This window comes from Actomonas aquatica, from assembly GCF_019679435.2.
GTDB lineage: Bacteria > Verrucomicrobiota > Verrucomicrobiia > Opitutales > Opitutaceae > Actomonas > Actomonas aquatica.
On record NZ_CP139781.1, the window covers coordinates 347535 to 369341 of the forward strand.

The 21807-nt window shown below is 62.1% G+C and carries 19 protein-coding genes and 2 tRNA genes; 11 read left to right on the forward strand and 10 right to left on the reverse strand.

What is annotated here, in order from left to right; genetic code table 11:
- The first annotated feature begins 10 nt into the window (after positions 1-10).
- A complete protein-coding gene (locus tag K1X11_RS01355; RefSeq protein WP_221028930.1) occupies positions 11-1372 on the forward strand; it encodes a peptidoglycan recognition protein family protein in 1362 nt (453 codons plus the stop codon).
- Positions 1373-1423: 51 nt separating this feature from the next.
- A tRNA-Tyr gene (locus K1X11_RS01360) sits at positions 1424-1510 on the forward strand.
- 298 nt (positions 1511-1808) lie between these two features.
- On the opposite strand, the gene K1X11_RS01365 is transcribed toward K1X11_RS01360, so the two are convergent.
- From K1X11_RS01365 to K1X11_RS01375, 3 genes are all read right to left on the reverse strand, one after another.
- Positions 1809-2864, reverse strand: a complete 1056-nt coding sequence (locus K1X11_RS01365; protein ID WP_221028929.1) for a 3-keto-disaccharide hydrolase — start codon at positions 2862-2864, stop codon at positions 1809-1811.
- A 68-nt stretch (positions 2865-2932) separates the two neighbouring features.
- Entirely contained in the window at positions 2933-4468 is a 1536-nt protein-coding gene (locus K1X11_RS01370; protein WP_221028928.1) for a YifB family Mg chelatase-like AAA ATPase, read from the reverse strand.
- A gap of 84 nt (positions 4469-4552) precedes the next feature.
- A complete protein-coding gene (locus K1X11_RS01375; RefSeq protein WP_221028927.1) occupies positions 4553-5410 on the reverse strand; it encodes a hypothetical protein in 858 nt (285 codons plus the stop codon).
- A 108-nt stretch (positions 5411-5518) separates the two neighbouring features.
- On the opposite strand from K1X11_RS01375, the gene coaE reads away from it, so the two are divergent.
- The 7 genes from coaE (at position 5519) to K1X11_RS01410 (ending at position 14604) form a co-directional block, all read left to right on the forward strand.
- Positions 5519-6112, forward strand: a complete 594-nt coding sequence (coaE, locus tag K1X11_RS01380; RefSeq protein ID WP_221028926.1) for a dephospho-CoA kinase — start codon at positions 5519-5521, stop codon at positions 6110-6112.
- A 63-nt stretch (positions 6113-6175) separates the two neighbouring features.
- Entirely contained in the window at positions 6176-8305 is a 2130-nt protein-coding gene (gene rho / locus K1X11_RS01385) for a transcription termination factor Rho (RefSeq protein ID WP_221028925.1), read from the forward strand.
- A 30-nt stretch (positions 8306-8335) separates the two neighbouring features.
- A complete protein-coding gene (locus K1X11_RS01390; RefSeq protein ID WP_221028924.1) occupies positions 8336-10048 on the forward strand; it encodes a GspE/PulE family protein in 1713 nt (570 codons plus the stop codon).
- Positions 10049-10077: 29 nt separating this feature from the next.
- Entirely contained in the window at positions 10078-11160 is a 1083-nt protein-coding gene (locus K1X11_RS01395) for a type IV pilus twitching motility protein PilT (protein ID WP_221028923.1), read from the forward strand.
- Positions 11161-11208: 48 nt separating this feature from the next.
- Positions 11209-12900 (forward strand): GspE/PulE family protein, encoded by a 1692-nt coding sequence (locus K1X11_RS01400; RefSeq protein ID WP_221028922.1) that lies wholly within the window; start codon positions 11209-11211, stop codon positions 12898-12900.
- A gap of 13 nt (positions 12901-12913) precedes the next feature.
- Positions 12914-14182 carry a type II secretion system F family protein gene (locus tag K1X11_RS01405; RefSeq protein ID WP_221028921.1) on the forward strand — a complete coding sequence of 423 codons (1269 nt, stop codon included), beginning with the start codon at positions 12914-12916 and terminating at the stop codon, positions 14180-14182.
- A gap of 5 nt (positions 14183-14187) precedes the next feature.
- Positions 14188-14604 carry a hypothetical protein gene (locus tag K1X11_RS01410; protein ID WP_221028920.1) on the forward strand — a complete coding sequence of 139 codons (417 nt, stop codon included), beginning with the start codon at positions 14188-14190 and terminating at the stop codon, positions 14602-14604.
- Between the two features lie 31 nt (positions 14605-14635).
- Here the strand turns inward: K1X11_RS01410 and K1X11_RS01415 are convergent, their stop codons facing one another.
- The 3 genes from K1X11_RS01415 to K1X11_RS01425 are packed head-to-tail and all read right to left on the reverse strand — an operon-like array spanning position 14636 to position 16883.
- Positions 14636-15625, reverse strand: a complete 990-nt coding sequence (locus tag K1X11_RS01415; RefSeq protein ID WP_221028919.1) for a 3'-5' exoribonuclease YhaM family protein — start codon at positions 15623-15625, stop codon at positions 14636-14638.
- Positions 15618-16175: an isochorismatase family protein gene (locus K1X11_RS01420; protein ID WP_221028918.1), complete on the reverse strand. Its 558-nt coding sequence runs from the start codon at positions 16173-16175 to the stop codon at positions 15618-15620. Before K1X11_RS01420 ends, K1X11_RS01415 begins: the two co-directional genes overlap by 8 nt.
- A 48-nt stretch (positions 16176-16223) precedes the next feature.
- Positions 16224-16883 (reverse strand): metallophosphoesterase, encoded by a 660-nt coding sequence (locus K1X11_RS01425; RefSeq protein ID WP_221028917.1) that lies wholly within the window; start codon positions 16881-16883, stop codon positions 16224-16226.
- Positions 16884-16981: 98 nt separating this feature from the next.
- On the opposite strand from K1X11_RS01425, the gene K1X11_RS01430 reads away from it, so the two are divergent.
- The gene (locus K1X11_RS01430; RefSeq protein WP_225919204.1) at positions 16982-17515 is read left to right on the forward strand and encodes a hypothetical protein; all 534 of its coding nucleotides are present in this window, start codon (positions 16982-16984) and stop codon (positions 17513-17515) included.
- Positions 17516-17600: 85 nt separating this feature from the next.
- A tRNA-Ser gene (locus K1X11_RS01435) sits at positions 17601-17692 on the forward strand.
- Positions 17693-18370: 678 nt separating this feature from the next.
- Here the strand turns inward: K1X11_RS01435 and K1X11_RS01440 are convergent.
- The 4 genes from K1X11_RS01440 to K1X11_RS01455 form a co-directional block, all read right to left on the reverse strand.
- Positions 18371-19108: a hypothetical protein gene (locus tag K1X11_RS01440; RefSeq protein WP_221028915.1), complete on the reverse strand. Its 738-nt coding sequence runs from the start codon at positions 19106-19108 to the stop codon at positions 18371-18373.
- 498 nt (positions 19109-19606) lie between these two features.
- Positions 19607-20140, reverse strand: a complete 534-nt coding sequence (locus K1X11_RS01445; RefSeq protein ID WP_221028914.1) for a hypothetical protein — start codon at positions 20138-20140, stop codon at positions 19607-19609.
- Positions 20137-20664 carry a hypothetical protein gene (locus K1X11_RS01450; protein ID WP_221028913.1) on the reverse strand — a complete coding sequence of 176 codons (528 nt, stop codon included), beginning with the start codon at positions 20662-20664 and terminating at the stop codon, positions 20137-20139. The genes K1X11_RS01445 and K1X11_RS01450 overlap by 4 nt, the downstream gene beginning before the upstream one ends.
- Positions 20665-21071: 407 nt before the next feature.
- The gene (locus tag K1X11_RS01455; protein WP_221028912.1) at positions 21072-21794 is read right to left on the reverse strand and encodes an adenylate/guanylate cyclase domain-containing protein; all 723 of its coding nucleotides are present in this window, start codon (positions 21792-21794) and stop codon (positions 21072-21074) included.
- Between the last annotated feature and the right edge of the window lie 13 nt (positions 21795-21807).

Consider the following 21807-nt stretch of genomic DNA (forward strand, 5'->3'; position numbering starts at 1 on the left):
CGTCGAGCCGATGGACGACACTCGCGGCAGGTGGTCGGGACGACTTGGTCTGACGGCGCTCACGTTGGGGGCGGCGCTGGCGCTGGCCCTCGGCGGTTGCGCGAGTCCCGTCGAAAGTCCGTCGACGGTTGCCCCGACAGCGGAGAGCGAGGGCGACGTGGTGCCGGAGTCCGTTCCGGGGCCCGCAGCGGCGCGGGCAGCGATCACCGTGACCGAGGCACCGATCGCGCCTGAGGTCGAAGTGGCGGCGGATGAGGCGACGGTGATGGTGGCAGCACCCGCGGAACCGGCAGAATCGCCGGAACCCAAGGCGCCGATCGTAGCTGAGCGTCTCGCGCGCCGAGGCGACGAAATCATGGTGGCGGGGCAGCTGTTTCACATCGGCACGCCGGTGGTGCTGTGGACGGATCCGGGCGGCTACGATGGCTATCGGGTGGAGCGCCGTTTTGCGCCTTGGGCCGAGGCCGATTGGGACACGAGTCGGGCGGCCAGCAAGGGACTGTCGACGCCGAACCGCTATGGCGTGAGGGCGGCGGTGCTGACGCCGCAGGAAATCGAACAAGTGCGCGGCGGCGGCTGGCCCTTGGAGCTGCTGCAGAAGGTGGTCGATCAATTTGTGCTGCATTATGACGCAGCGGGAACGAGTCGGCGGTGTTTTGCGCGGCTGCACGACGACCGGGGTTTGAGCATCCACTTCATGTTGGATGTGGATGGCACTATCTACCAGACGCTCGATTTGAAGGAGCGGGCTTGGCACGCGACGGTGGCGAACAGCCGCTCCATCGGCATCGAGATCGCCAACGTCGGCGCTTATGCCGACCCGCAGGCCGACGCCCTACAGGGCTGGTATCAGACGGATGCCGAATCGGGGGTGGTGCAGATGCGCATTCCGGGCTATGCCCAGCCGTCTGGACTGCGGGATGAAGCGGCGGACCTCGCGCCGGCGCGCAACGAAATGGTGGCGGGGCCGATTCACGGGGAAGTTTTTCACCAATACGACCTGGCGGAGGCGCAATACGCTGCGCTGGCCAAGTTGACGGCGGCACTTTCGACGGTCTTCCCGCGCATCGCCTGTGATTACCCGCGGGATGAATACGGGCGGCTGATCACGACGACCCTGAGTCCGGACGCGTGGTCGGAATTTAGCGGGGTGCTTGGGCACTACCACATTCAGCGCAACAAGATCGATCCGGGACCGGCCCTGCAGTGGGACCGGGTAATTGGGCCGGCGCGGGAAATGTTGGGATTGGAGCCGCTGCCTGAGCCCACGCAGCCGGTCGAAGCGGCGCCGGAAGTGCAGTCGGATGGCGATGAGGAGGCCTCGCCCGAGGCGTCTACGGAGGTGGAAAAGAAGATTGAGCAAAGTTCATGAAAAAACCCTTGAACTTTGGTCCGTCGCCCGTGAACTACGCCGTTCCCTCACGGTGAGATACTCAAGTGGCCAACGAGGGCAGACTGTAAATCTGCTGAGCTCCGCTCTACGGTGGTTCGAATCCACCTCTCACCACCATTTTTAAACCCTCGGTTATATGACCGGGGGTTTTTGGTATTCAAAGGGCGCGAACTGAGCGTCGAGGAGGTGGGTTTGAACCACGTGGTTCGACGGAGTCCCGGGTTGCGCGGGACCGAGAAGGGGCGCAGCGGAGCTGCGAGGTCGAAACGGGCGAAGGGGGCTATCCGACGTGGCACGGCCGACACACGGCCGTGGCTACAGGAAAGCGTTTCGGTGGTGTAGCAGCAGCCGTGTCGGCCGCTTGGCGTTGCCTCTCGGCCTGGGGCGGTCGGCCCGGCGGTCAGACCCTACCGGCTTACGGGGCCCAGAGGTCGTTCCAGCTGAGGTCGGCGTCGAGGATGGCCTGGAGGCGGGCTTTGAGGCGCTCCGGCGCGAGTCGAGTGGTGCCGCCAGAGCTGAAGGCGATGCGCATGCCGGCGGCTTTAGCGGCTTTCAACTGGGCCACGGTGGGCGGTGCAGTGCGATCGTTGAACAGGGCCAGCGTGCCGCGCGAGGCGAGTTGATCGAGTTTGGCGGCATCGCCGATTGAATAGGACAGGGTGACGCCGAGACGGCGGGCGGCCTCGAGTTGCGCAGTCTCCTGGGCCACCGATTTGGCGGTGATGCCGAAGTCGATGAGCGGGTAGTTGCGGTCGGAGAGTTGGGCGATGAGTTCGTCGAGCTCGAGATCCTGTAGCGGGGTTTCGAGAGAGGCAGCGTTGTCGGGCAGGATGCGGACGCGGAGGTTGCGGTAATGCACGACGCTGTCGGGATCGTGCCCTTGCAGGGCGAAGGTGCCGGCGGAGAGGCGGCGGAGTTTTTTATCGGGGGCGCGCCAGTGTTGGCCGCCTTCGGTGTATTGGCAGATGAGTTCGCCGTTGATGAAGGTCTGGATGGTGCGGCCCATCACCTTGATGCGGTATTCGAACCACTCGTTGTCGCGGGCGGGCGTGCGCCAGGTGTTGCGCACGGCGTAAATGGAGCCGGTCATTTTGCGCTCCACGTAATCGCCGGGTTTGGCTGGAGGGCGGGTGGAGTTAACCACCTGGCATTCGTAGCCGGTGGTGGGCCAGGGATCGGGCGCCAACTTGGTGTGAATGTAGATGCCGGAGTTGGAGCCCAGTGTGGTCAGCACCTCGGCGGAGAACTCGAAGTTCTTGAAGGAATGACCGTTTACTTCACCGACGTAGAACAGGTGCGAACGCGGACCGTGGGCGACGATGGCACCGTCCTGCACGGACCAGGAGCCCGGGCTTTCGTTGGCTTGCCAGCCGGAGAGAGACTCACCGTCGAAGAGGGAGTGCCAGGCGGCGTTTTGGGCCAGGGCGAGGGAGGTGCAGGCGAGCAGGCAGAGCAGGAGTCGAGTGCGCATGGGTGGGGTGTTGGGGGGGGGAGTGGCGAGGCCAGCGGTGGCGCGAGGTCACACCGGATCGGTGCGGGCTAACTGACCGACGACCGGTCCAAGCTGCGGTATTGGATGGCCTCGAGCAAGTGGGGCGACGCGATATGTTCAGCACCGGCGAGATCGGCGATGGTGCGGGCGACTTTGAGGATGCGGTCGTAGGCGCGAGCGGACAGCGAGAGCTGGGTCATGGCGCGTTCGAGCAAGTCGCCCATCTCGCGATCGATGACAGCGAAGCGACGGAGTTGCGCCTGAGTCATGCGGGCGTTGCAGGAGACTCTGGTGGAACTGAAGCGCTGGAGTTGGCGATCGCGGGCGGCGGTGATGCGTGCGCGCATGGCGGCAGAGGGTTCGCCCGGCGCGGCGGAACGCAGGTCGCGCACAGATACCGCGGGAGCCTCGACGTGGAGGTCGATGCGGTCGAGCAGGGGGCCGCTCACGCGGGCCCGGTAGCGCTGGATCTGCGCGGGCGTGCAGCGGCAGGTGTGCTCGTTGTCGCCGAGGTAGCCGCAGGGGCACGGATTCATTGCGCTCACGAGCATGAAGGCGCAGGGCAGGGTGATTTTGCCGGCGCTGCGCGAGATGGTGACGCGGCCGTCTTCGAGCGGTTGGCGGAGAACTTCCAACGCGCTGCGTTTGAACTCGGGCAACTCGTCGAGAAAGAGCACCCCGTGATGGGCGAGAGATACTTCGCCGGGTCCGGGGATGGTGCCGCCGCCAAGGAGTCCCACATCGGAAATGGTGTGATGGGGGCAACGCACGGGGCGCAGGCCGAAGTGCTGCACCTCGGCTTCGCCGCCGGCCGGGTTGGCGACGGATTGGATGCTGAGGATTTCCAAGGCCTCATCCAACGCGGGCGGCGGCATGATCGACGGCACGCGCTTGGCGATCATGGATTTGCCCGAGCCGGGCGGTCCGATCATCAAGATATTGTGGCCGCCGGCGACGGCGACCTCGATGGCCCGGCGCACGGCGGCCTGGCCTTTGACGTCGGCGAAGTCGGGCATGCCGGCAGAGGTGGCGGAAGCGACGGGCAGCGGCGCGGCGGGTGGCAGCTCGATCATGCCGGCGAGGAAGCGAAACGCTTGGTCGAGCGACTCGACGACGTGCACTTCGAGGCCCTCCACGAGGGCGGCCTCGGCGGCGGAACCGGCGGGCAGGAGCAGGCCGCGTTTGCCCAGTTTTTTGGCGAGACGGGCGATGGCGAGGGCGCCGCGGATGGGCCGGGTCGCACCGGAGAGGCTAAGCTCGCCGGCGATGAGGTAGTCCTGCAAACGTTCCCCCGACAGCACCGAGGTGGCGGCGAGCAGACCGAGGGCGATCGGCAGGTCGTAGCAGGGGCCTTCTTTGCGCAAGTGACCCGGGGCGAGGTTAATGGTCACGCGAGTGCGCGGCTTTTCGAAACCACTGTTGGCGAGGGCGGAACCCACGCGGTCGCGGGATTCTTTGACGGCTGCATCGGGCAGGCCGACCAACACGGTTTCGGGCGGGCCGGTTTCGCCGTGGTTGACTTCGACGTGAACCAGTTCGGCGTCGATGCCGCGCAGGGCGGCGGAGTGGATGGTGGCGAGCATGCGAAAGCTGGCGCTCGGAGAGGCCAGCTCCGGCGGGGATCTAATGCGGACGGGGGGAGAGTCTGCCGTGGGCGCGTGCAGGAATCAGGCCGGTTGGCTGCTTTGGGGCAGTTCGGCGATGATAGCGATGTTGCGCTCGATGGCGTCGAGGTAAGCGTTGGGCCCGTCGGGGAACGGGCGGGCCAAGTGTTGGTAAATCGCCCCGAATTCGTTATCGAGCTTCGGTCGCACCACGTGGGACCAGAAGCCGGGGGTCTTCGCAATGAGGTCGGCAGCGGACTTAAAAAGCCGGGATTCGGTCGGCACGCCCAAGTAATCGTCGGATTGCTCGAACTCGCCGTAGAGGATTTCGAGTTCCTCGGGGTAATCGGAGGCCGCCATTTGGCTCAAATAGTCGGCCGTGGCGACACCGGCCCCAAGTATGCGGTCCTGCGGTCGATTGAAGTAGAGTTGGGCGATCTTGGCGTCCGGACCAGTGCAGCGGATGGCGCCCATGACGATCGTGAGCTCTTGATAACGCACACCAAAACGGGGCAGGTGGGACGCGGCGGCGGCACAGCTTCGCAGCACATGAGCGTAGGTGAAGCGGGCGCCCGAGCCCTCGCCGTCGGCAGCGGTTTGGAGGTAACCGGCGTCGTGGAGGAGGACCGCGGCGAGACCGAGTTGGAAGTCACGCTCCGAGAGGTCCGGTTTGGCTCCGTGGGAAACGTAGCCGTGAAGTAACTCCGCCATGCACAGTGAGGCCTGCAGGGTGTGCTGAAAATCGTGATACCGCACATCGATCTCGCGCAGACCGGGGAATCGGCCCTCGAACATGTCCCGCACCATGGCAAAGGTGGCGTCGAAAAGAGCGGCGTCGGATTCCGGGAAGGTGTCGATCAGGAGGCCGCGGATTGCGGTATGAACCGCATTGGCGTCTCGGGTGTCGACATCGGGAAACATGGAGGTATCTAGGGCTTTAAATTTTCCTGTAGCGGGACTTACGTTTGTAAACAAATTGCGAGAATACCGAGCAAGCCCAATTATCGGCGGCCCCGCCGAGCCCTCCACATGACCATCGGCGTAACAGGCGGAATGGGATGCGGCAAATCCACCGTGACCAAACTTTTGGCTGAGTTGGGCTATCCCTTGATTGACTCCGACCAAGTGGTGCGGGACGAGATTTTGACTGATCCCGAGGTGGTGGACTTGGCCCGGCAGCGTTGGGGAGCTGAGGTTTTGACCGCGGAGGGGCTCCTGGATAGAGCGGCGATCGCGCAGCGGGTTTTTGCCGATGCGGAGGAGCTCGAAGCACTGGAGTCCTGGGTTCACCCTCGGTTGTATGCCCGTTGGCGGGAGCGGATGGAGGCCGCCCCGGACCAAAGTTGGGTCATCGAGGTGCCGCTGCTCTTTGAGAAAGGGTTGGAAAATTGGTTTGATTTCATCGTTTGCGTGGCCTCAAGTGCGGACGTTCAGCTCGCTCGGTTGACCCAGCGCGGAGTTCCCCATGCGCTTGCCGAGCAACGAATTTCGAAGCAATTGCCACTGGCGCGTAAAACCGTCTTAGCCGATCTGGTGCTGTGGAACGACGGCACCCTCCCGTTTCTTCGGGAGCAGGTTGACGCTTTGCACGAGGAGCTCGGCTCCCGGCAGGTGAACCCCTGAGGCTCGCGGCGAGTTTCGACTGCCGCCTTTCCCTTCCACTTTCCCAATCTCTTTCCCACACCCATGGAAGATTCCGCAATCCCTGCAGGCGACGACGCCTCCGCCGATGTTCCGGCCAAGAAAAAAACGGTGAAGCGTGCCCGCACGACGACCAAGAAAGCGACTGTGAAGCGGCCGCGTAAGAAGGCCGCGGATTCGGATACGCCGGAATTGGCCTTGGGCGATACTTCGGCTCCGGTCGAGCCAAGTGCCGCGGCGGAGAAACCGGCCCAGCCGACCCGCGCTGAACGCTCGGCCCGCACGCGCACCAGGAAGAAGGACGTGGAGGCTCCGGCTGCTCCGGTGACCAGCGAAGCCCCGGCGCCCACGCCAGCTCCGGCCGCGCCGGTCGAGAAGCCGGCCCCGGCTCCGACCTCCAGCGCCAGCGAGACGTCGCCCACTGTCAAAAGTGAAAGTTCTGCCTCGGCCCCGAAGATCGAATCCGCCGGCGATACCGCTCGTTCCGACGCCAAACCGACTCCCGAAAGCCGCGAGCAAAATGCGGAATCCCGTCGTGGACCGACCAATGACGGTGCCAGCGATGAGCGATCCTCCGGTGGCAATGACGGAAACGAACAAAGTGGCGACGGCGAGGGACGCTGGCGCAACAACCGTAAAGACCGTGACCGTGGAGACCGTGGAGACCGCGGCGACCGTGGCGACCGTGGAGATCGTGGCGACCGTGGAGATCGCGGCGGCGACCGCGGTGACCGCAAGGGTAAGCGCGGCAAGAAGAACAAGTGGAAGAAGGGCGACCCCAAGGATCGTCCGCCGGCACAGCCGCTGCCTCCGGGCATGGAAGAGGTGAAGCTGGGCGACCTGCCGGACCGTGATGCTTTCAACGATCTCGCCGCGCTCGATGCCGCCGCCCAGGCGGTGCGCGATTCAAGCAAGACCCCGATCAATATCGAGTCCCTTTACCCGCTGGGCATTTCCGAGCTCGGCGCTCGTGGTCAGGCCATTGGAGCATCGATCGATGGCGTGCCCAGCCGTCGCCTTTGGTTGGAGGCCATCTTCAAAACGGCGGCGGAAAAAGAGCTGCCGATGTGGGACCACGGTTGGTTGGACATGACCGACGACGGCTACGGTTTTGTGGTGCACCCGCACGTTTCCTACCGCATGTATCCGGAGAACAGCTACGTGCCGGCTTCGCTGGTGAAGCGTTACGGTCTCAAGCGCGGCCATGAGGTCGAGGTGATCGTGCGTCCGCCGGCCGCTGGTGAACGTTGCCCGGTTGTGATCGGCATTGAATCGGTCATGGGGCGCGAACCCGACACTATTGCGGCGGTCACCCCGTTTGAGGAGCTGGAGCCGTATTATCCGCTCAAGCGCATCATGATGGAGGCGACCGGCGTGCATAAGGACATTTCCATGCGTGCGGTCGACCTGCTCACGCCGACTGGCTTTGGTCAGCGTGGCCTCATCGTGGCCCCGCCTCGCACCGGTAAGACGGTGTTGATGCAGAACATGGCCAACTCGATTTCGAACAACCACCCCGATACCAAGCTCATCATGCTGCTGATCGACGAGCGCCCGGAGGAAGTGACCGACTTTAAGCGGCACACCAAGGGCGAGGTGGTTTCCTCCACCTTCGACGAGGCGCCGACCAATCACGTGCATGCCGCGGAAATGGTGATCGAGAAGGCCCGCCGTCTGGTCGAGCTCGGCCAGCACGTGGTGATCCTGCTCGACTCCATTACCCGTCTGGCGCGCGCCTACAACGCGCTCGCCGGCAACAGCGGCAAGATCATGTCGGGCGGTATCGAGGCGACCGCGCTGCAGAAGCCCAAGCGTTTCTTCGGCTCGGCCCGCAATATCGAAGGCGGCGGTTCGCTCACCATTCTCGGCACCGCGCTCATCGATACCAACAGTCGCATGGACGAGGTCATCTTCGAGGAGTTCAAGGGCACCGGTAATATGGAGCTGCATCTCGATCGGGGTCTGTCTGACAAGCGCATCTTCCCGGCGATCAACATCGATCGCTCCGGCACGCGTAAGGAGGAGCTCATCTATCATCCCGAGGAAATGACGCGCGTTTACGGTCTGCGTCGCGCAATGCAGGGCATCCCGCCGGTTGAGGCGATGGAGATGTTCATCACGCGCCTGCGAAAGACGAAGACCAACGCAGAGTTCCTGATGAGTCTGAATCGCTAGAGCGACGACTCACTGGATCGATCTCACGCCATGCACGCCGGCACCGACATCGTTCTCGATATGGCCCGGCGCGCGGGGCGACTCACCGAAGAAGAGTTGGCGCGGATCACCACGCGCCAGCAGGAACTCGCGGCGGAGCAGGAACGAGCCCCCTCCGCGGCGGAGGTGGCTGTTTCGCTCGAGTTGCTCACCGACGAGGAATGTTGCGAGTGGATGGTGGCGGAGTTCGCCCTGCCCCGTGTCTCGCTGACGGGACGCGCGGTTGCGGGGGAGGTTTTGGGACTGCTCGAGGGCGAGCAGGCCCGGCGCTACGATGCGCTGCCGATCGAGTTGCGCGACGATACGCTGGTGCTCGGCATGGCCGATCCGTTGGACGTGGATGCGATCGACGACCTCGCCGCGCTCACCGGTAGGCTGGTCGAGCCGGTGTTGGTGGCGCGCGGTGAATTGCGGGCGGCGTTGGATCGGTTTTACGGGAGCGCCGAGGAACCGGAGATCTCGGTCGAGATGGTGGCCGGTGGAGATGGGGCAGACGGCGAGCTTGCGGGGACGGAAAGCGGGGCTGAGGATGCGCCCATTATCCGGCGGTTGCGTGGGATTATCAGCGACGCTTCGCGACGGCGTGCCTCGGATGTGCATCTGGAACCGTTGGAACGCCGCTTTCGGGTGCGCTATCGCATCGACGGTCGGCTCCTTGAGGTGGAGGGACTGCCCAAGCGGCTGCAGCTTCCGCTGATCTCGCGAGCGAAGATCATGGCGGGCATGTCGATCGCGGAGAAGCGGCTGCCCCAGGACGGACGCATCCAACATCGGGTGGATGGGCGCACGATCGATTTGCGCGTGTCTTCGGTGCCGACGGCGCACGGCGAAAGCATCGTGATGCGGCTGTTGGACACGGAAGGGCTTAACCCGGATTTGGCGGAGTTGGGTTTGTTGTCGGAGGACGAGGCGCAGCTGCGGCGGTTTGTCGGCCAGAGTGACGGCATGGTGCTGGTGACAGGACCGACGGGCTCGGGTAAAACGACCACGCTCTACAGTTGCCTGCATGCGATCAATCGACCCGACCGCAAAATCATCACGGTGGAGGATCCGGTGGAGTATCAGTTGAGCGGCGTAAACCAAGTGCCGGTGCGCAGCGAGGTGGGCCTGAGTTTTGCGGCGGCGTTGCGCGCCATGCTGCGCCAAGCGCCGAATGTGGTGATGGTGGGTGAGGTGCGTGATCGGGAAACGGCGGAGATCGCCATCAATGCCTCGCTGACGGGCCACCTCGTGTTCTCGACGCTGCACACCAACGACGCACCGGGAGCGGTGACGCGTCTGATCGATCTGGGCGTCAAACCGTTCCTGATCGCGAGTGCATTGCGAGCGGTGGTGGCGCAGCGGTTGGTGCGGCGGGTCTGCGAGGGTTGTGCCGAAGTGGAGGCTCCAAGCGAAATGGCGCGGGCGTTGTTTGCCGACGCTGGCTTGGACGCGATGGGCACCCCACAATGCCGCCGCGGAAAGGGCTGCGCCGACTGCAATCAAACCGGCTACCGCGGCCGCCTGGCCATTTTTGAATTCTTCGTCGTCAACGAGACGATCGAACGCATGATCCACGACCATGTTGATTTGCCCACGCTCCGCTCCGCCGCGCTCGCGGCTGGCATGCGCAGTCTCCGGATGGATGGTTTGCGCAAAGTGCAGCTGGGCTTGACCACCCTTGACGAAATCCTCGCCGCCACGGTGTCCGAGGACTCTGCCTAAATTCCCGACTCCGACTCCCTGCCGCTATCATGAGCTACGAAATGAACGACCTGCTCGAACTCGTCGTCGAGCAGAACGCCTCCGACCTTCATTGCCAAGTGGGCCAACCCCCGACACTGCGACTGAGCGGCAGCATGGTGCCGATCGAAGGGCCGAATCTGACACCGGCCGACACCGAGCAATTGATGCTCTCGATCACGCCCGACGCGCATCAGCAAACGGCCAAGCTGGAGGGTGGGGCGGATTTCGGTTTCGCGTTCCTGGACAAGGCGCGATTCCGCGTTTCGGTGCTCAAGGCCAAGGGGAGCTACGGCTTGGTGCTGCGTCAGATTCCCAATCACATGTTTGGTCTGCGGGACATCGGCCTGCCGGACAAAATTCGCGAGCTGCTCTATCGTCCGCGCGGGCTCATCCTCGTGACCGGTCCGACCGGATCGGGCAAGTCCACCACGCTGGCCTCGATGATCAATTACATCAACGAGCACCGCGAAGGTCACATCATCACGATCGAGGACCCGATCGAGTATTACCATGACCACAAGCGCTGCATCGTAACTCAGCGCGAGATCGGTCAGGACGTGCCGTCATTTGCGGAGGCGATCCGGCGCGCGCTGCGTCAGGATCCCGATGTGATTCTGGTGGGTGAAATGCGCGACCTCGAAACCATCGAAGCGGCGATCAGCGCGGCGGAAACGGGCCACTTGGTGTTCGGCACACTGCACACCAACAGTGCGGCCAAGACGATCGACCGTATCGTCGATGCCTTCCCGGCCAACATGAAGGATATGATCCGCACGCAGCTCGCCTCGTCGATCGTGGCGGTGGTGTCCCAGGTGCTGTGCAAGAAGATCGGGGGCGGCCGCGTGGCCGGCTATGAGATCATGGTCACGACGACCTCCATCGCCTCGCTCATTCGCGACAACAAGACCTTCCGGATTCCGTCCGACATCCAAACGGGCGCGGCGCTCGGTATGATCACTATGGATACGCACCTCATGAGCATGGTGAACCGCGAACTCATCACGCCGGACATGGCGGTGGAGAAGGCGCAGGATCCGGAACAGATGCGCAAAAAGCTGCTCGATATGGGCATGCAGTTGAGCGAGGTCTGAGCTCATTTCACGCCTCGCCGCAGCACTGGTCGCGATCTCTTCTCTCTCATGTTTCCGGCGCACCAAGCTTCGGTGGAAACGGCTCTGCGTGAGCAAGGACTCGTCGATGACGAACAGGTGGAAGCCGCCCGGGCGGAGCAGGAGTCGACTGGGCGCACGCTCGTCGAGCTACTGATCGCGCAGGGCGCGGTGACGCTCATGCAGGTGCTCGAAGCGGTGGCGGGTCACCTCCACCTGCGACTCGCAGCGGAGTTGCCCGTGCAGCTCCCGGGCGAAGCCGCGAGTTTGTTGAGCGGCGATCAGGCGCGCACCTATGGGGTCGCGCCGGTGCGTGCCGATGCCCACGCGGTCGAAGTGCTGGCGATGGATCCCTTCAACGCCCGGGTGGTCGAGGAGCTCACGTTTGCATTGGGCCGTGAGGTGGAGGTCCTTGTCGCCGAGCCGGATAAAGTGGAGGCGTTGATCAAGCAGCACTACGGCGAGGACGAGGCGACGCTGGAGGACATGTTGGCCGATGTGGCGGGGCTCGAGGGCGCGAACGACGCGACGTCGTTCAGTGCGGTGGAATTGGAGGAGATGGCCGGGCAGGCACCGCTCATTCGTTTTGTGAATTTGGTGCTGGCCCAGGCGATCAAAGACGGTGCGTCCGACGTGCATTTCGAGCCGTTCGAACACGACTATAAGATTCGGTATCGGGTGGATGGAGCGTTGTTCGAAATGGCTCCGCCGCCCAAACACCTCGCGCTGCCGATCGCGTCGCGGCTGAAGGTGCTGGCCAACCTCAACATCGCCGAGCGTCGGGTGCCGCAGGACGGTCGCATCAAGATCACGCTGAAGGGGCGACCGGTGGACCTGCGCGTCTCGACTCTGCCCACGCAGTTTGGTGAGTCGGTGGTGTTGCGCGTGCTCGATCAGGGTGCGGTGCGCCTGGAGCTGGGCGAGATCGGATTGCCGGCGCACATCGAGAGCGGCGTGCGCGACATCATCAAACGACCCAACGGCATTCTGGTGGTCACCGGTCCGACTGGTTCGGGCAAAACGACGACGCTCTACAGCGCGTTGCGCGAACTCAACGATCCGGAGCGCAAGCTACTCACGGCGGAGGATCCGGTGGAGTATGAAATCGAGGGCGTGATGCAGGTGCCGGTGAACGCGGGCATCGGGCTGAGTTTTGAGCGCGTGCTGCGGAGTTTTCTGCGCCAGGACCCCGACGTGATCATGGTGGGCGAAATCCGTGATGTGGAAACGGCGCGCATTGCGATTCAGGCCTCGCTCACGGGCCACTTGGTGCTGGCGACGTTGCACACCAACGACGCGCCCGGAGCGGTGACGCGGCTTATCGACATGGGCGTCGAGCCGTATCTAATCAGCTCGACCCTCGGGGCGGTGTTGGCGCAGCGATTGGTGCGGCGACTCTGCCCGAGTTGCCGCGAGGCCTACGAACCGAGTGCGAGCGAATTGGCGCAGTTGGAGATGCCGACGGAACTGCGAGCAGGGCGGCCGTTGTATCGACCCTGTGGATGCGACGCGTGTGGCGGCAGCGGCTATCGCGGTCGACGCGGGTTGTTTGAGTGGTTGCCGATCAGCGAAACGATGCGCGGCGAAATCGCCGGCGCGGCGGCGGGCTACGACCTGCGCCGACGCGCCTTGACGGAGGGGATGGTGCCTTTGCGCGAGGCCGGCTGGGCGGCGTTGCTGGAAGGCGAAACTTCGGCAGCAGAAGTGCTACAGTATACCTGACCCTTCTCCGACCATGCCGAGCTACACTTACATCGCCATTGATGCCAACACCGGCAAAGAACGCCGTGGATCCTGCGTGGCAGCGAGTGTAGCGGCGGCGTCGGCCGACCTGAAGTCTCAGGGGCTGTTTCCGACCGACGTGATCGCAGCCGCGGCCACAGCCGCGACGGAAAGCGCGGAAGCGGGGGCGTCGCGAGGAGCCGGGGCGAAGCTGTCAAAAGGACTGCGCAAACCGCGTGGAGCCAGCGGAGCGAAGGCACGCACGTTGTTTACGCGTCAGTTGGCGACGATGCTTAAGGCGGGCATGCCGCTGTTGCGCGCGATCGAGGTGCTGGAACGCCAGCAGCGCCCGGGACCGCTGCGGACAGCGGTGAGCGAGGTGGCGGAGACAATCCGGGGCGGCGGGACCTTGTCGGACGGATTGGCGCGGCACCCGAAACTCTTCAATCGGCTTTATCTCAACATGGTGCGCGCGGGCGAAGCCAGTGGCGCGCTCGATGTGGTGTTGCTGCGACTGGCGGAGTTTTTGGAAAAGGCCCAGCGCGTGCGCGGCAAGATCAAGGCCGCGATGACGTATCCGCTCATCATCATGGGCGTGACCGTTTTGGTGGTGGGGGCGTTGGTGCTGTTTGTGGTGCCGCGCTTTGAGGAGATGTTCACGAGCATGCAGAAAGGCCGGGCGCTGCCGGTGCTGACGCAGGCTGTGCTCTCGCTGAGCGAGTGGGTGCAGCACAACGTATTGTGGTTGGTGCTGGGACTGATCGTGCTGGGAGTGGGCGTTTGGTGGGGCAAACGCACGACGCGGGGCGAACGTCTGGTGGACCGGCTGGCGCTCAGCCTGCCGGTGCTGGGCGAGCTGTCGCTGAAGTCGGCAGTGGCGCGATTTACCCGCACCCTGGGCACTTTGTTGGGCTCGGGCGTGCAGATTCTCGACGCGCTGCAAATTACGCGGGACACGGCGGGCAACGTGCACATCGCGGAGGCGGTGGACGCGGTGCGCCTGCGGGTCAAGGCGGGCGAAGGGGTGGCGCGCCCGTTGGAGGAAACCGGGGTGTTTCCGGGGATGGTGCCGAGCATGATCGAAGTAGGCGAAGAGACCGGACAGCTCCCCGACATGCTGGAACGCGTGGCTGACACCTATGAGGAGGAAGTCGACAATGCGGTGGTGGCACTCACTTCGATTCTGGAACCGGCAATGATCGTGATGATGGCGGTGGTGGTGGGCACGATCGTGTTGGCGCTGTTTTTGCCGCTGATGGGACTGGTGCAGTCGCTGAGTTGATCGCGATGACGCTGGAAATCGAAACCGGAAATCTGGGTGAAGTGCCGACGAGCGGCACCGGTTGGGCCGTCGGTTTCTCGCCGTGGACTGATACGCCGGGCAGCCTGCGTCATGTTCCGGCGGATACGGCGGTGCGGGGCTTGTGCCTCAAATGGAAAACCCATCAAGCGGGCGATCCGCAAGGCATCAACAAGCCGGTGAGCAGCGGGCGCACGCTGTCGGTATTGGTGAGTGCGGAGAGCCGGTTTCGGATCGAGTTTGCGAGTGATGCGGCGTTCACGCAGGACGTGTCTGCGGTCGTGCTGAAGCGGGCGGGCGACTTTGTGGCGTGGGGCGCTGGCGTGCACCACCGCTGGGAGGCGCAGACAGGCTGCACCATGATGACGTTGCGGTGGGAGCCGGACGCCGACGGCGAACGGTGAGGCTGGTGCGGCGCTGCGCGGGAGCGGCCGATTATTCGGCCGGTGGCAGCGGCTCGGTGAGCAAGGCGCCGTTGAGGCCCATGAGTCGCTCGCTGAATTTTTCGGTCGGCGGAGTCGTACGCAGGGCGCGTTGCACCATGCCCATGCGGGCGTCGAGGTTGTCGATCATCGACACGAAGACGGCTTCGGGCGTGGCGGCGTAAACGGCGGCGCCCCAGGCGGGTTCACCCTGGTGACTGAGCACGATGTGTTCGAGGCGCTCCAGGCGATCGGCGTCGAGTTTGGCTTTGAGGCCGGCTTTGCGCACGTAGGCGTAACCGAGCACGACGTGGCCTTGCAGGATGCCTTTGCGGGAGCGTTTGGCGCCGAGGGCCCCCTCGTATTCGGTGACCTTGCCGGTGTCGTGCACGAGGATGCCGGCCATGGCGAGGTCGGCATCGACCTCGCGGTAGAGCGGTAGCAGCGCTTTGCAGGCGCGGGCCATGTGCAGGGTGTGCTCCAGCAACCCATGGCGGTAGGCGTGGTGCATCGAGGTGGCCGCGGGCGAGGTGCGGAAGGCATCGCCGATATCCTCGAACACGCCGCGCACGGTGAGGCGCAGTTCGTCGTGTTTGATGAAGTCGATGAAGGACTCGAACTCGCGCCACATCTCCACCGGATCTTCGGGGGGCACTTCGACGAGGGCGGCGAGCGCGCCGGACGCCTCGAGGGCGGCCTCGTCGAGCTGTTGGAGGGCGCCGAGTTTGGGGGAGAAACGGCCTTGGTAGAAGTCGGTGCGGCCCTCGAGCTGGAAGGCGTTGCCCTCGGCCCCGGAGGCAACGACGTCGTATTGCGGGTGGTCACTCCAGAGATTGGCGGTGAAGCTGCCGGAGCGGTCGCCAAACTCGACCGAGATAAACGGATTGCCGTTGGACGCGGTCTTGATGGTGGCCTTGCGGATAAGCAGGACGGCCGTGAAAGGCTGGCCCGGGCCGAAGGTCTTGAGATCGGAAACGGTGGGGAGGGCGTTGTCGTCAGGCATGGGATTTCACCAGTTGAGTGAAGGACTTGAAGAAGGGATGGGAGGTGTCGTGCAGCAGCGCGTAGAAGACGGATTCGAGGGGCAGCACGTGCACGCCGTGGCCGCGCAGCGCGGTGAGCGCGGTGGCGGCATCGGCGGGGCGACGGGCGCTCACGGCGTCGCTGAGCACGGTGACGGCGAGGTCGCGGTTGAGGGCTTCGAGGGCGGTTTGATACACGCAGATCGACGTCTCGATGCCGCAGATGAGCAGATGCTCGATCTCGAGTTCTTCGATGAGCTCGGCCACGGCTGGCGTGGCGAGAGCGGAGAAGGTGGACTTCGTCAACACGGGCGCGTCGCCGGCGGCGCTGGCAATCTCGGGAATGGTGGGGCCCAGTTTTTCGGGGGCCTGCTCGGTCAAGACGGTGGCGATGCCGACGCCGCGGGCCGCGCGCAGTGCGAGGGCGCAGCGACGAGTGACCTCTGCGGGGCCTTCGACGGCGCCGACGAAGGGGCCTTGCATATCGAGACAGAGCAGCAGGGCTCCGGGAATGGTGGTGGTTTCGGACATGGAAAGGGAAATGGGCGCGACGGCAGCGGAGCGCGGTGGTGGCGGAACTCAACCGTAGTAGCGGCGGGCGGCTTGCACCTGCACAAAACGTCGTTCGGGGAGAACGTAGGCGGTGAGGTGGCCGCCGGCGACACAGGAGGTATCAATGCCGGCGGACCATTTGAGTTTATAGATGTCGGGGCGCGGGGTGTGGCCGTAGACCACGAAGGGCGGTCCGCTCCAGAGGTCGGCCCAGAGCACGCCGTCGGGGCAGGTGGCGCGTTTGTGCGGGAGGCCGGCACGGTCGATGACCTGGATGCGGGTGACGACCTCGGCGGGTTGGCTTTGCCAGGGTTGGCCCGGCAGGAAACCGCCGTGGACGCAGACCACGTTGAGTTCCGGCAGGTGAAGGGTGAGGGGGAGCGATTCGAGCAGGTCCCAGTCGGTCGGGCGGAGCTGGGTGAGGGTGGCGGCGTCGGTTTCCTTGAGCTTGGTTTTGCCGCCGGTGCGACGGTGTTCCAAGAGGCGCAGCTCGTGGTTGCCGAGCAGGATGGTCGCCTGCACCTCGCGGGCGATGTCGAGGACGCGGCACGAATCGGGGCCACGGTTGATCAGATCACCGAGCAGGACCACGCGATCGTCGCTCCGCGGCTGCACACGGTTCAGCAGCGCAGTGAACTCTGCGTGGCAGCCGTGGATATCGCCGATGATGATGGTGCGTCCGGACATACAGTGATGGAAAACGTGGCGGGAGAGTGCGCGGGTTTTTGCTAGCTTCGGCAAGGTCGCGCTCTAGACAAGGGTCCATGGATTTAAATCTGCCCTCCATGGCCACCGCCTGTGCCGTGACCGGTGAAGCGTTTATCGAAGACGAACGCGTGATGAGTCATTTGGTGCGGTCGGCGGAGAATGGCGAGGTGCAGCGCTACGACGTGAAGGAAACGGTGGCGAACGAGTTTACGCCGGAGGGCCGAGTGGCGTGTCGCTGGGTGCATCCCTTCAAGCCGAAGGTGGCCGGAGAGAACCCGGAAAGAGAGCTGAAACTGACGGCCGAAAACCTGTTCATGACCATGGCCGACCCGGGAAATGAACTGGGGGCGGAGGACGGCCGGTTGGTGCAGTTTTTGGCGCTGATGCTTGAGCGCAAACGCGTGATCCGGCCGAAGGGGCGGAACGAGGACGGCACCAAGGACGTTTACGAAATGCGCGGCACGAAGGCGCGTTACGAGGTGCCGATCGGGGATCTGGATCCGGCGTTTTTCATCGCGGTGCAGGAGCAGTTGTCGGTGCTGGTGGGGGGACCGGACGATGAAGGCTCGACGGACGAAGCGCCCAAGGCGGCGGGAGCTCCCGAGAGCTGAAGCGGTCGGCCGGGGCGAGGCCAAGATTGACGAGAATTCGCCTTGCACTTCCGGCGATGGGGCGTTGCCTTCGCTCCCTCGCTACGGAGAGATGGCTGAGTGGTCGAAAGCGGCGCTTTGCTAAAGCGTTGAAGGTGTAACAGCCTTCCGGGGGTTCGAATCCCCCTCTCTCCGCCAGCGTGACTCGCTGGTAATCAGCGACTTAACCCCGCGAAACTTTATTGCAGGGTGAGTGCACTCCCAGATAATTCTGACTGGGTTTTTCACCGGCAATTCCTGTCAACGGTATTCTGGAGCGGGAGAAGCGTTTGGGTTTTGCCTAAAAACCCAAACTCCACCGAAACCAACCACTGGATTGGAATGGCGGAGCGAGCATGGCCGGTGCAACGCAAGGTCGCTCACGACCTAGGCACACGCACAGCGGGAGGGTTCCTCTTCCTCGAGACCGAGGGAGGGGGAAGGGGCGTGGGAGTCATAGCGGAACCTCACCATTCGTTTCTCTGCCAAAGAAAAAACCCACTGATACAGCTCATCTCATCACCGAAGCAACCGAGACCCAGCACACAGCAATTGGGCCCAACGAGGGGAAGTCTCGCACTGGCGTATGCGTATTCGGAGGGATGGTTTGCCGAGTTCGTATGCGGAAGATTTTGGGATGATGAGAATTGCGCGGGATCAGATTTATCAGCTTTGCCCCACTGCCCATCCAGAGTGGGGCAGTGCCGCGATGGTCCACGCATATTCCGACTGCACCATCGCCTCTAAATGGAATCCGTCTATTCCAAATGTCGGGCATGGATAGAAAGAAGATTGCACATAGGGCTATGTTAAAAATGAGGTGCCTTTTCTTTTTAGTTAGCAGTCTTTCATAGGGCCTGTTGCCTTCTTGATGGTAGATGGCACTGATGGTGCAATGGATATGTCCACTACTTTTTGTTGATCTGCTCTCGGATCATACCAAGCCGAATAGAAACTGACGCCGAATAAATCACAGAGCTTCTGAAGTGTTTCATTTATTGCTTGAATGTTTAGAGACACTATTTTTGTCACATCTCCATTCGATCTTTTTTTCTTTTTCTCGACGTGTAGATCTCCAGTCCGCACGTAAAACGCAGACCAGAGTGCGGCCGCATGATCAAATCTAATTTTCTCAGCGGGCGCAGCAAATGAATACATTCCTTTGCTCGTGCCAAACATCGCGGTGGAAGCTATATTGTTTCCTATTTCGCATGCAGACATGAAGAATCTTCTATTTTTCAAGTGGCTCCCGAGTATGCTGCAAAATTCGGACAACGGGATGGTTTCGTAAGTCGTGTAGATTTCAGTGGGGGATGCATGACAGGATAGATGTAGATATCGATAGGATGATTTTTGGAATTCTTTTAAAAGTTCAATAAATTCCAATTTAGTTCGGAAATAGTAATATACGGGTGCCTTTCCGCACATGCGAAGCATCTGCTCAAGAATTTTTCCTTCATACCGGTCTGCTTTCTCGTCGTCGACTGCGAGAGACTCCAAAATGAATACTTCAGTGTCAGATAGGTGGAGTGGTATGGTGACGCTTTCTTTGATGCTTACGGTTGTAGATTTCATTCTATCTTTTTGCTAAGAGTTAAACTAAGTCCCAGCGTTGGCCGCACTAGCTGTATCGGTCTTCCCGTGTGGTTCTGTCCGGGCTCGAGAATGCGTGAAACTTGGGGGGGCTCGGATTGAACTAAACTGCTGAATGAGGGCCGACAATCTTATATTGGGTGGGGTGCAGCAGGATTTTGTTTGCTAATCGGGTTGGGGACGAGCATGCGGTGGGTTTCTGTTGGAGGAATACGAACTAAATCTTGACGGCGTTTGATTAGTATTGGGTGTAGTCAGGCTCGCTCAGGACGCGACCGTCCCTCGCGAACCAGACAATACAAGTTGCATTCCCGGCTCGCCAAATCTCCAAAAGGAGAACCACGCTACAAGACGAAGACTACGCGGGCCAGATGGTTTAGATAGGAGGCAAGTCCGAACAGGCCATTGAGGCTGGGCGCTGATAAAGTTGAGCAAGGCAGCCTACTCGCGACGGCGGACGGGCTGCATGGCTGTCACATCTCAAAGCGGAACATCCACAAACGGCTCTTCAAACGAGAACACCGGTTGATGCACCTCATCCCGCATTGGAAGTATCGGAAGCTGGTCCAACAACCAGGACGGCTGCCACCAAGGCTGATCATTCGACCAATAACTAGAAGACACAAATCGTCCCACGACCGAAAGGATGCAGAATGCCGCGCACGCTTGGGTTTTGGGTAGGGAGTTGAACTTTTTGATCACAACTTGGTAGTCCTCAGGAGCCTGATACGAGTGGGTGCAAAGTGAATGAGGCACCGCAAATGACCCACTTGCGAGGTGGGTAATGCCTTCCACCTTCAGGTCAGCCATCTGCTGCCATTCCGGGGCCGTGAAGAAGGATGCCGCCGCGGCAAAGTCGCCGGGAAACGTCTTCAGCAATCGTTCAAGGATCCTGTTTGCATGCCAGTCGAGGCGGTGTGCCACGAACGAAGCATAGTCCGACTGGGATACAGCGGTGAATCCGTGTTTCTCATCGGCCAACCAGGCTTCAATGGATTGTAGGGACGTGCTCATGAGCGACCCCCTTTGGTTGAATTTTGGTCGAGGATATCATGCGCCACTTCCAGAACCGTAGCCTCAGGAGGATAGCCGTTGGGCCAACTACTCCGTGCGCGGCAGGTGGTTCCCAAGCGGCCCACGGACTTGGCGACGAAGTCGGCATCCAGGCCACATGGCCAAAGGCAGTTTTCGGATACGAGCAACGCGACCGAATGCTGAAACATCCAAGGACGGAGTTGCTCCAGATCGTAATCTTCTGCAAACACGGCTCGGAGACCATTTGGGAAGCGAATCCAGATCGTCGCTCCAAGAACCGGACCACTGGTAAGCTCCGCCATGGAGAAAGTCGCATCCGCCTCATAGGCGACCTCGAAGAGGGCGCCGACAATTGCAGAGTGAATTCGCCGTGAAACGACGATCTGGCCATTCGGCGTATTGCATTCGTCGACGACGATGAAAAGCAGGTGAGAGCCTGCGGGATGAAGAAGCAGTGCACCGGATTCGGTGAACGCGTGAGTATATGTTTTGTTTGAGGTCATAGGATAGGTGCCCGGGAACCAACAACGGCTCCGGACAACACCCCCGACCTCGAGGCTGGGAAAACTCACCGAAGGGGAGGTATCCTAGCGTTACCCGGCGGAAAGGAACACCTGCCTTAACTGAACCATGTCGCTACGGCTATACCGACGATGGGGGCGAGTTCGAGGTGGTCAGGGACCAATTCGCAGCGTTTACTTGGCGGCTGGCAGTTGATCACTGTGTCGAGAAACCCGAGCCAGTGGCTGTCGCTCGCCGCTTTAGAGTCGGGGGCGAACGTCAACGGGTTCTCACGGAGAATCCAGGCTCGGATCTCATGTGCGAATGAGTAGCGACCAAGGGGGTTGTGGATGCTTTGACCCGGCTCTTTGTAAACCCAACCACCACGGGACCTTAATACTCCGGGCAACTAGCAATCTGGAGCGCTGCGGGTTGCGTTGTAGTGCCAGTATGTGTATCGGTTGTTAGTCCCTTTGTGAACCCAGGTCCACTCAGTGTCCCCTTCATCCTTTCGTTTGAAGAACGCCTGACGCCAGTCGTGCGCGTTGGACTTAATAAGTGCGCTCACCCATATCTCGTTAGTGCCAGCCTTGCCCTGGAGTTTTGACGCTATGTTTGCGGCAGGTCCAATTGCCGTGAGAAAATTGCGTTGGTGAGCGGCTGATCCCGACGCCATACCAATACGAGAGAGAAGCAGAGTCCCAGCATCGATCCCTATTCGCGCCTCGACGTCGGGAATCCCAGCGTGTTGCAGGATCGGATTTACCCAATTCTTCAGCGCGTAGAACGAGACCACGGCGGCATCGAGTGCGAAGTTCGAGGACTCGTTGAATTCTTTCCCAACACCGAACACCGCCATGATCCCGTCTCCCGTGTTTTTTTCGATGTAACCACCATGATCATACACGATCTGCATCATCGTGGGTATGACGAGGTTCAGCATGAACAACGTGCGTTTCAATCCGTCGCTGTCGCTGACGCTCGTTCTTTTGGTGAATCCGCGGATATCGAAAAACGAAATAGCAGCTTTGACTTCACGTCCGGTGCCGATGGTCAGATCGTCTAGCGCTGGCGCGACCCTACCGCCGGAAACATTCTCAAGCCGCTCAGCCCCTTGGGTGGCGAAACTCAAGACATTGGCCTTT

Coding starts and splice junctions, on each gene's coding strand:
- K1X11_RS01450 (WP_221028913.1), bottom strand. CDS start 20,664: ATGACCTCAAACAAAACATATACTCACGCGTTCACCGAATCCGGTGCA.
- K1X11_RS01365 (WP_221028929.1), bottom strand. CDS start 2,864: ATGCGCACTCGACTCCTGCTCTGCCTGCTCGCCTGCACCTCCCTCGCC.
- K1X11_RS01425 (WP_221028917.1), bottom strand. CDS start 16,883: ATGTCCGGACGCACCATCATCATCGGCGATATCCACGGCTGCCACGCA.
- K1X11_RS01410 (WP_221028920.1), top strand. CDS start 14,188: ATGACGCTGGAAATCGAAACCGGAAATCTGGGTGAAGTGCCGACGAGC.
- K1X11_RS01440 (WP_221028915.1), bottom strand. CDS start 19,108: ATGAAATCTACAACCGTAAGCATCAAAGAAAGCGTCACCATACCACTC.
- K1X11_RS01415 (WP_221028919.1), bottom strand. CDS start 15,625: ATGCCTGACGACAACGCCCTCCCCACCGTTTCCGATCTCAAGACCTTC.
- K1X11_RS01395 (WP_221028923.1), top strand. CDS start 10,078: ATGAGCTACGAAATGAACGACCTGCTCGAACTCGTCGTCGAGCAGAAC.
- K1X11_RS01390 (WP_221028924.1), top strand. CDS start 8,336: ATGCACGCCGGCACCGACATCGTTCTCGATATGGCCCGGCGCGCGGGG.
- K1X11_RS01370 (WP_221028928.1), bottom strand. CDS start 4,468: ATGCTCGCCACCATCCACTCCGCCGCCCTGCGCGGCATCGACGCCGAA.
- rho (WP_221028925.1), top strand. CDS start 6,176: ATGGAAGATTCCGCAATCCCTGCAGGCGACGACGCCTCCGCCGATGTT.
- K1X11_RS01355 (WP_221028930.1), top strand. CDS start 11: ATGGACGACACTCGCGGCAGGTGGTCGGGACGACTTGGTCTGACGGCG.
- coaE (WP_221028926.1), top strand. CDS start 5,519: ATGACCATCGGCGTAACAGGCGGAATGGGATGCGGCAAATCCACCGTG.
- K1X11_RS01430 (WP_225919204.1), top strand. CDS start 16,982: ATGGCCACCGCCTGTGCCGTGACCGGTGAAGCGTTTATCGAAGACGAA.
- K1X11_RS01405 (WP_221028921.1), top strand. CDS start 12,914: ATGCCGAGCTACACTTACATCGCCATTGATGCCAACACCGGCAAAGAA.
- K1X11_RS01445 (WP_221028914.1), bottom strand. CDS start 20,140: ATGAGCACGTCCCTACAATCCATTGAAGCCTGGTTGGCCGATGAGAAA.
- K1X11_RS01375 (WP_221028927.1), bottom strand. CDS start 5,410: ATGTTTCCCGATGTCGACACCCGAGACGCCAATGCGGTTCATACCGCA.
- K1X11_RS01400 (WP_221028922.1), top strand. CDS start 11,209: ATGTTTCCGGCGCACCAAGCTTCGGTGGAAACGGCTCTGCGTGAGCAA.
- K1X11_RS01420 (WP_221028918.1), bottom strand. CDS start 16,175: ATGTCCGAAACCACCACCATTCCCGGAGCCCTGCTGCTCTGTCTCGAT.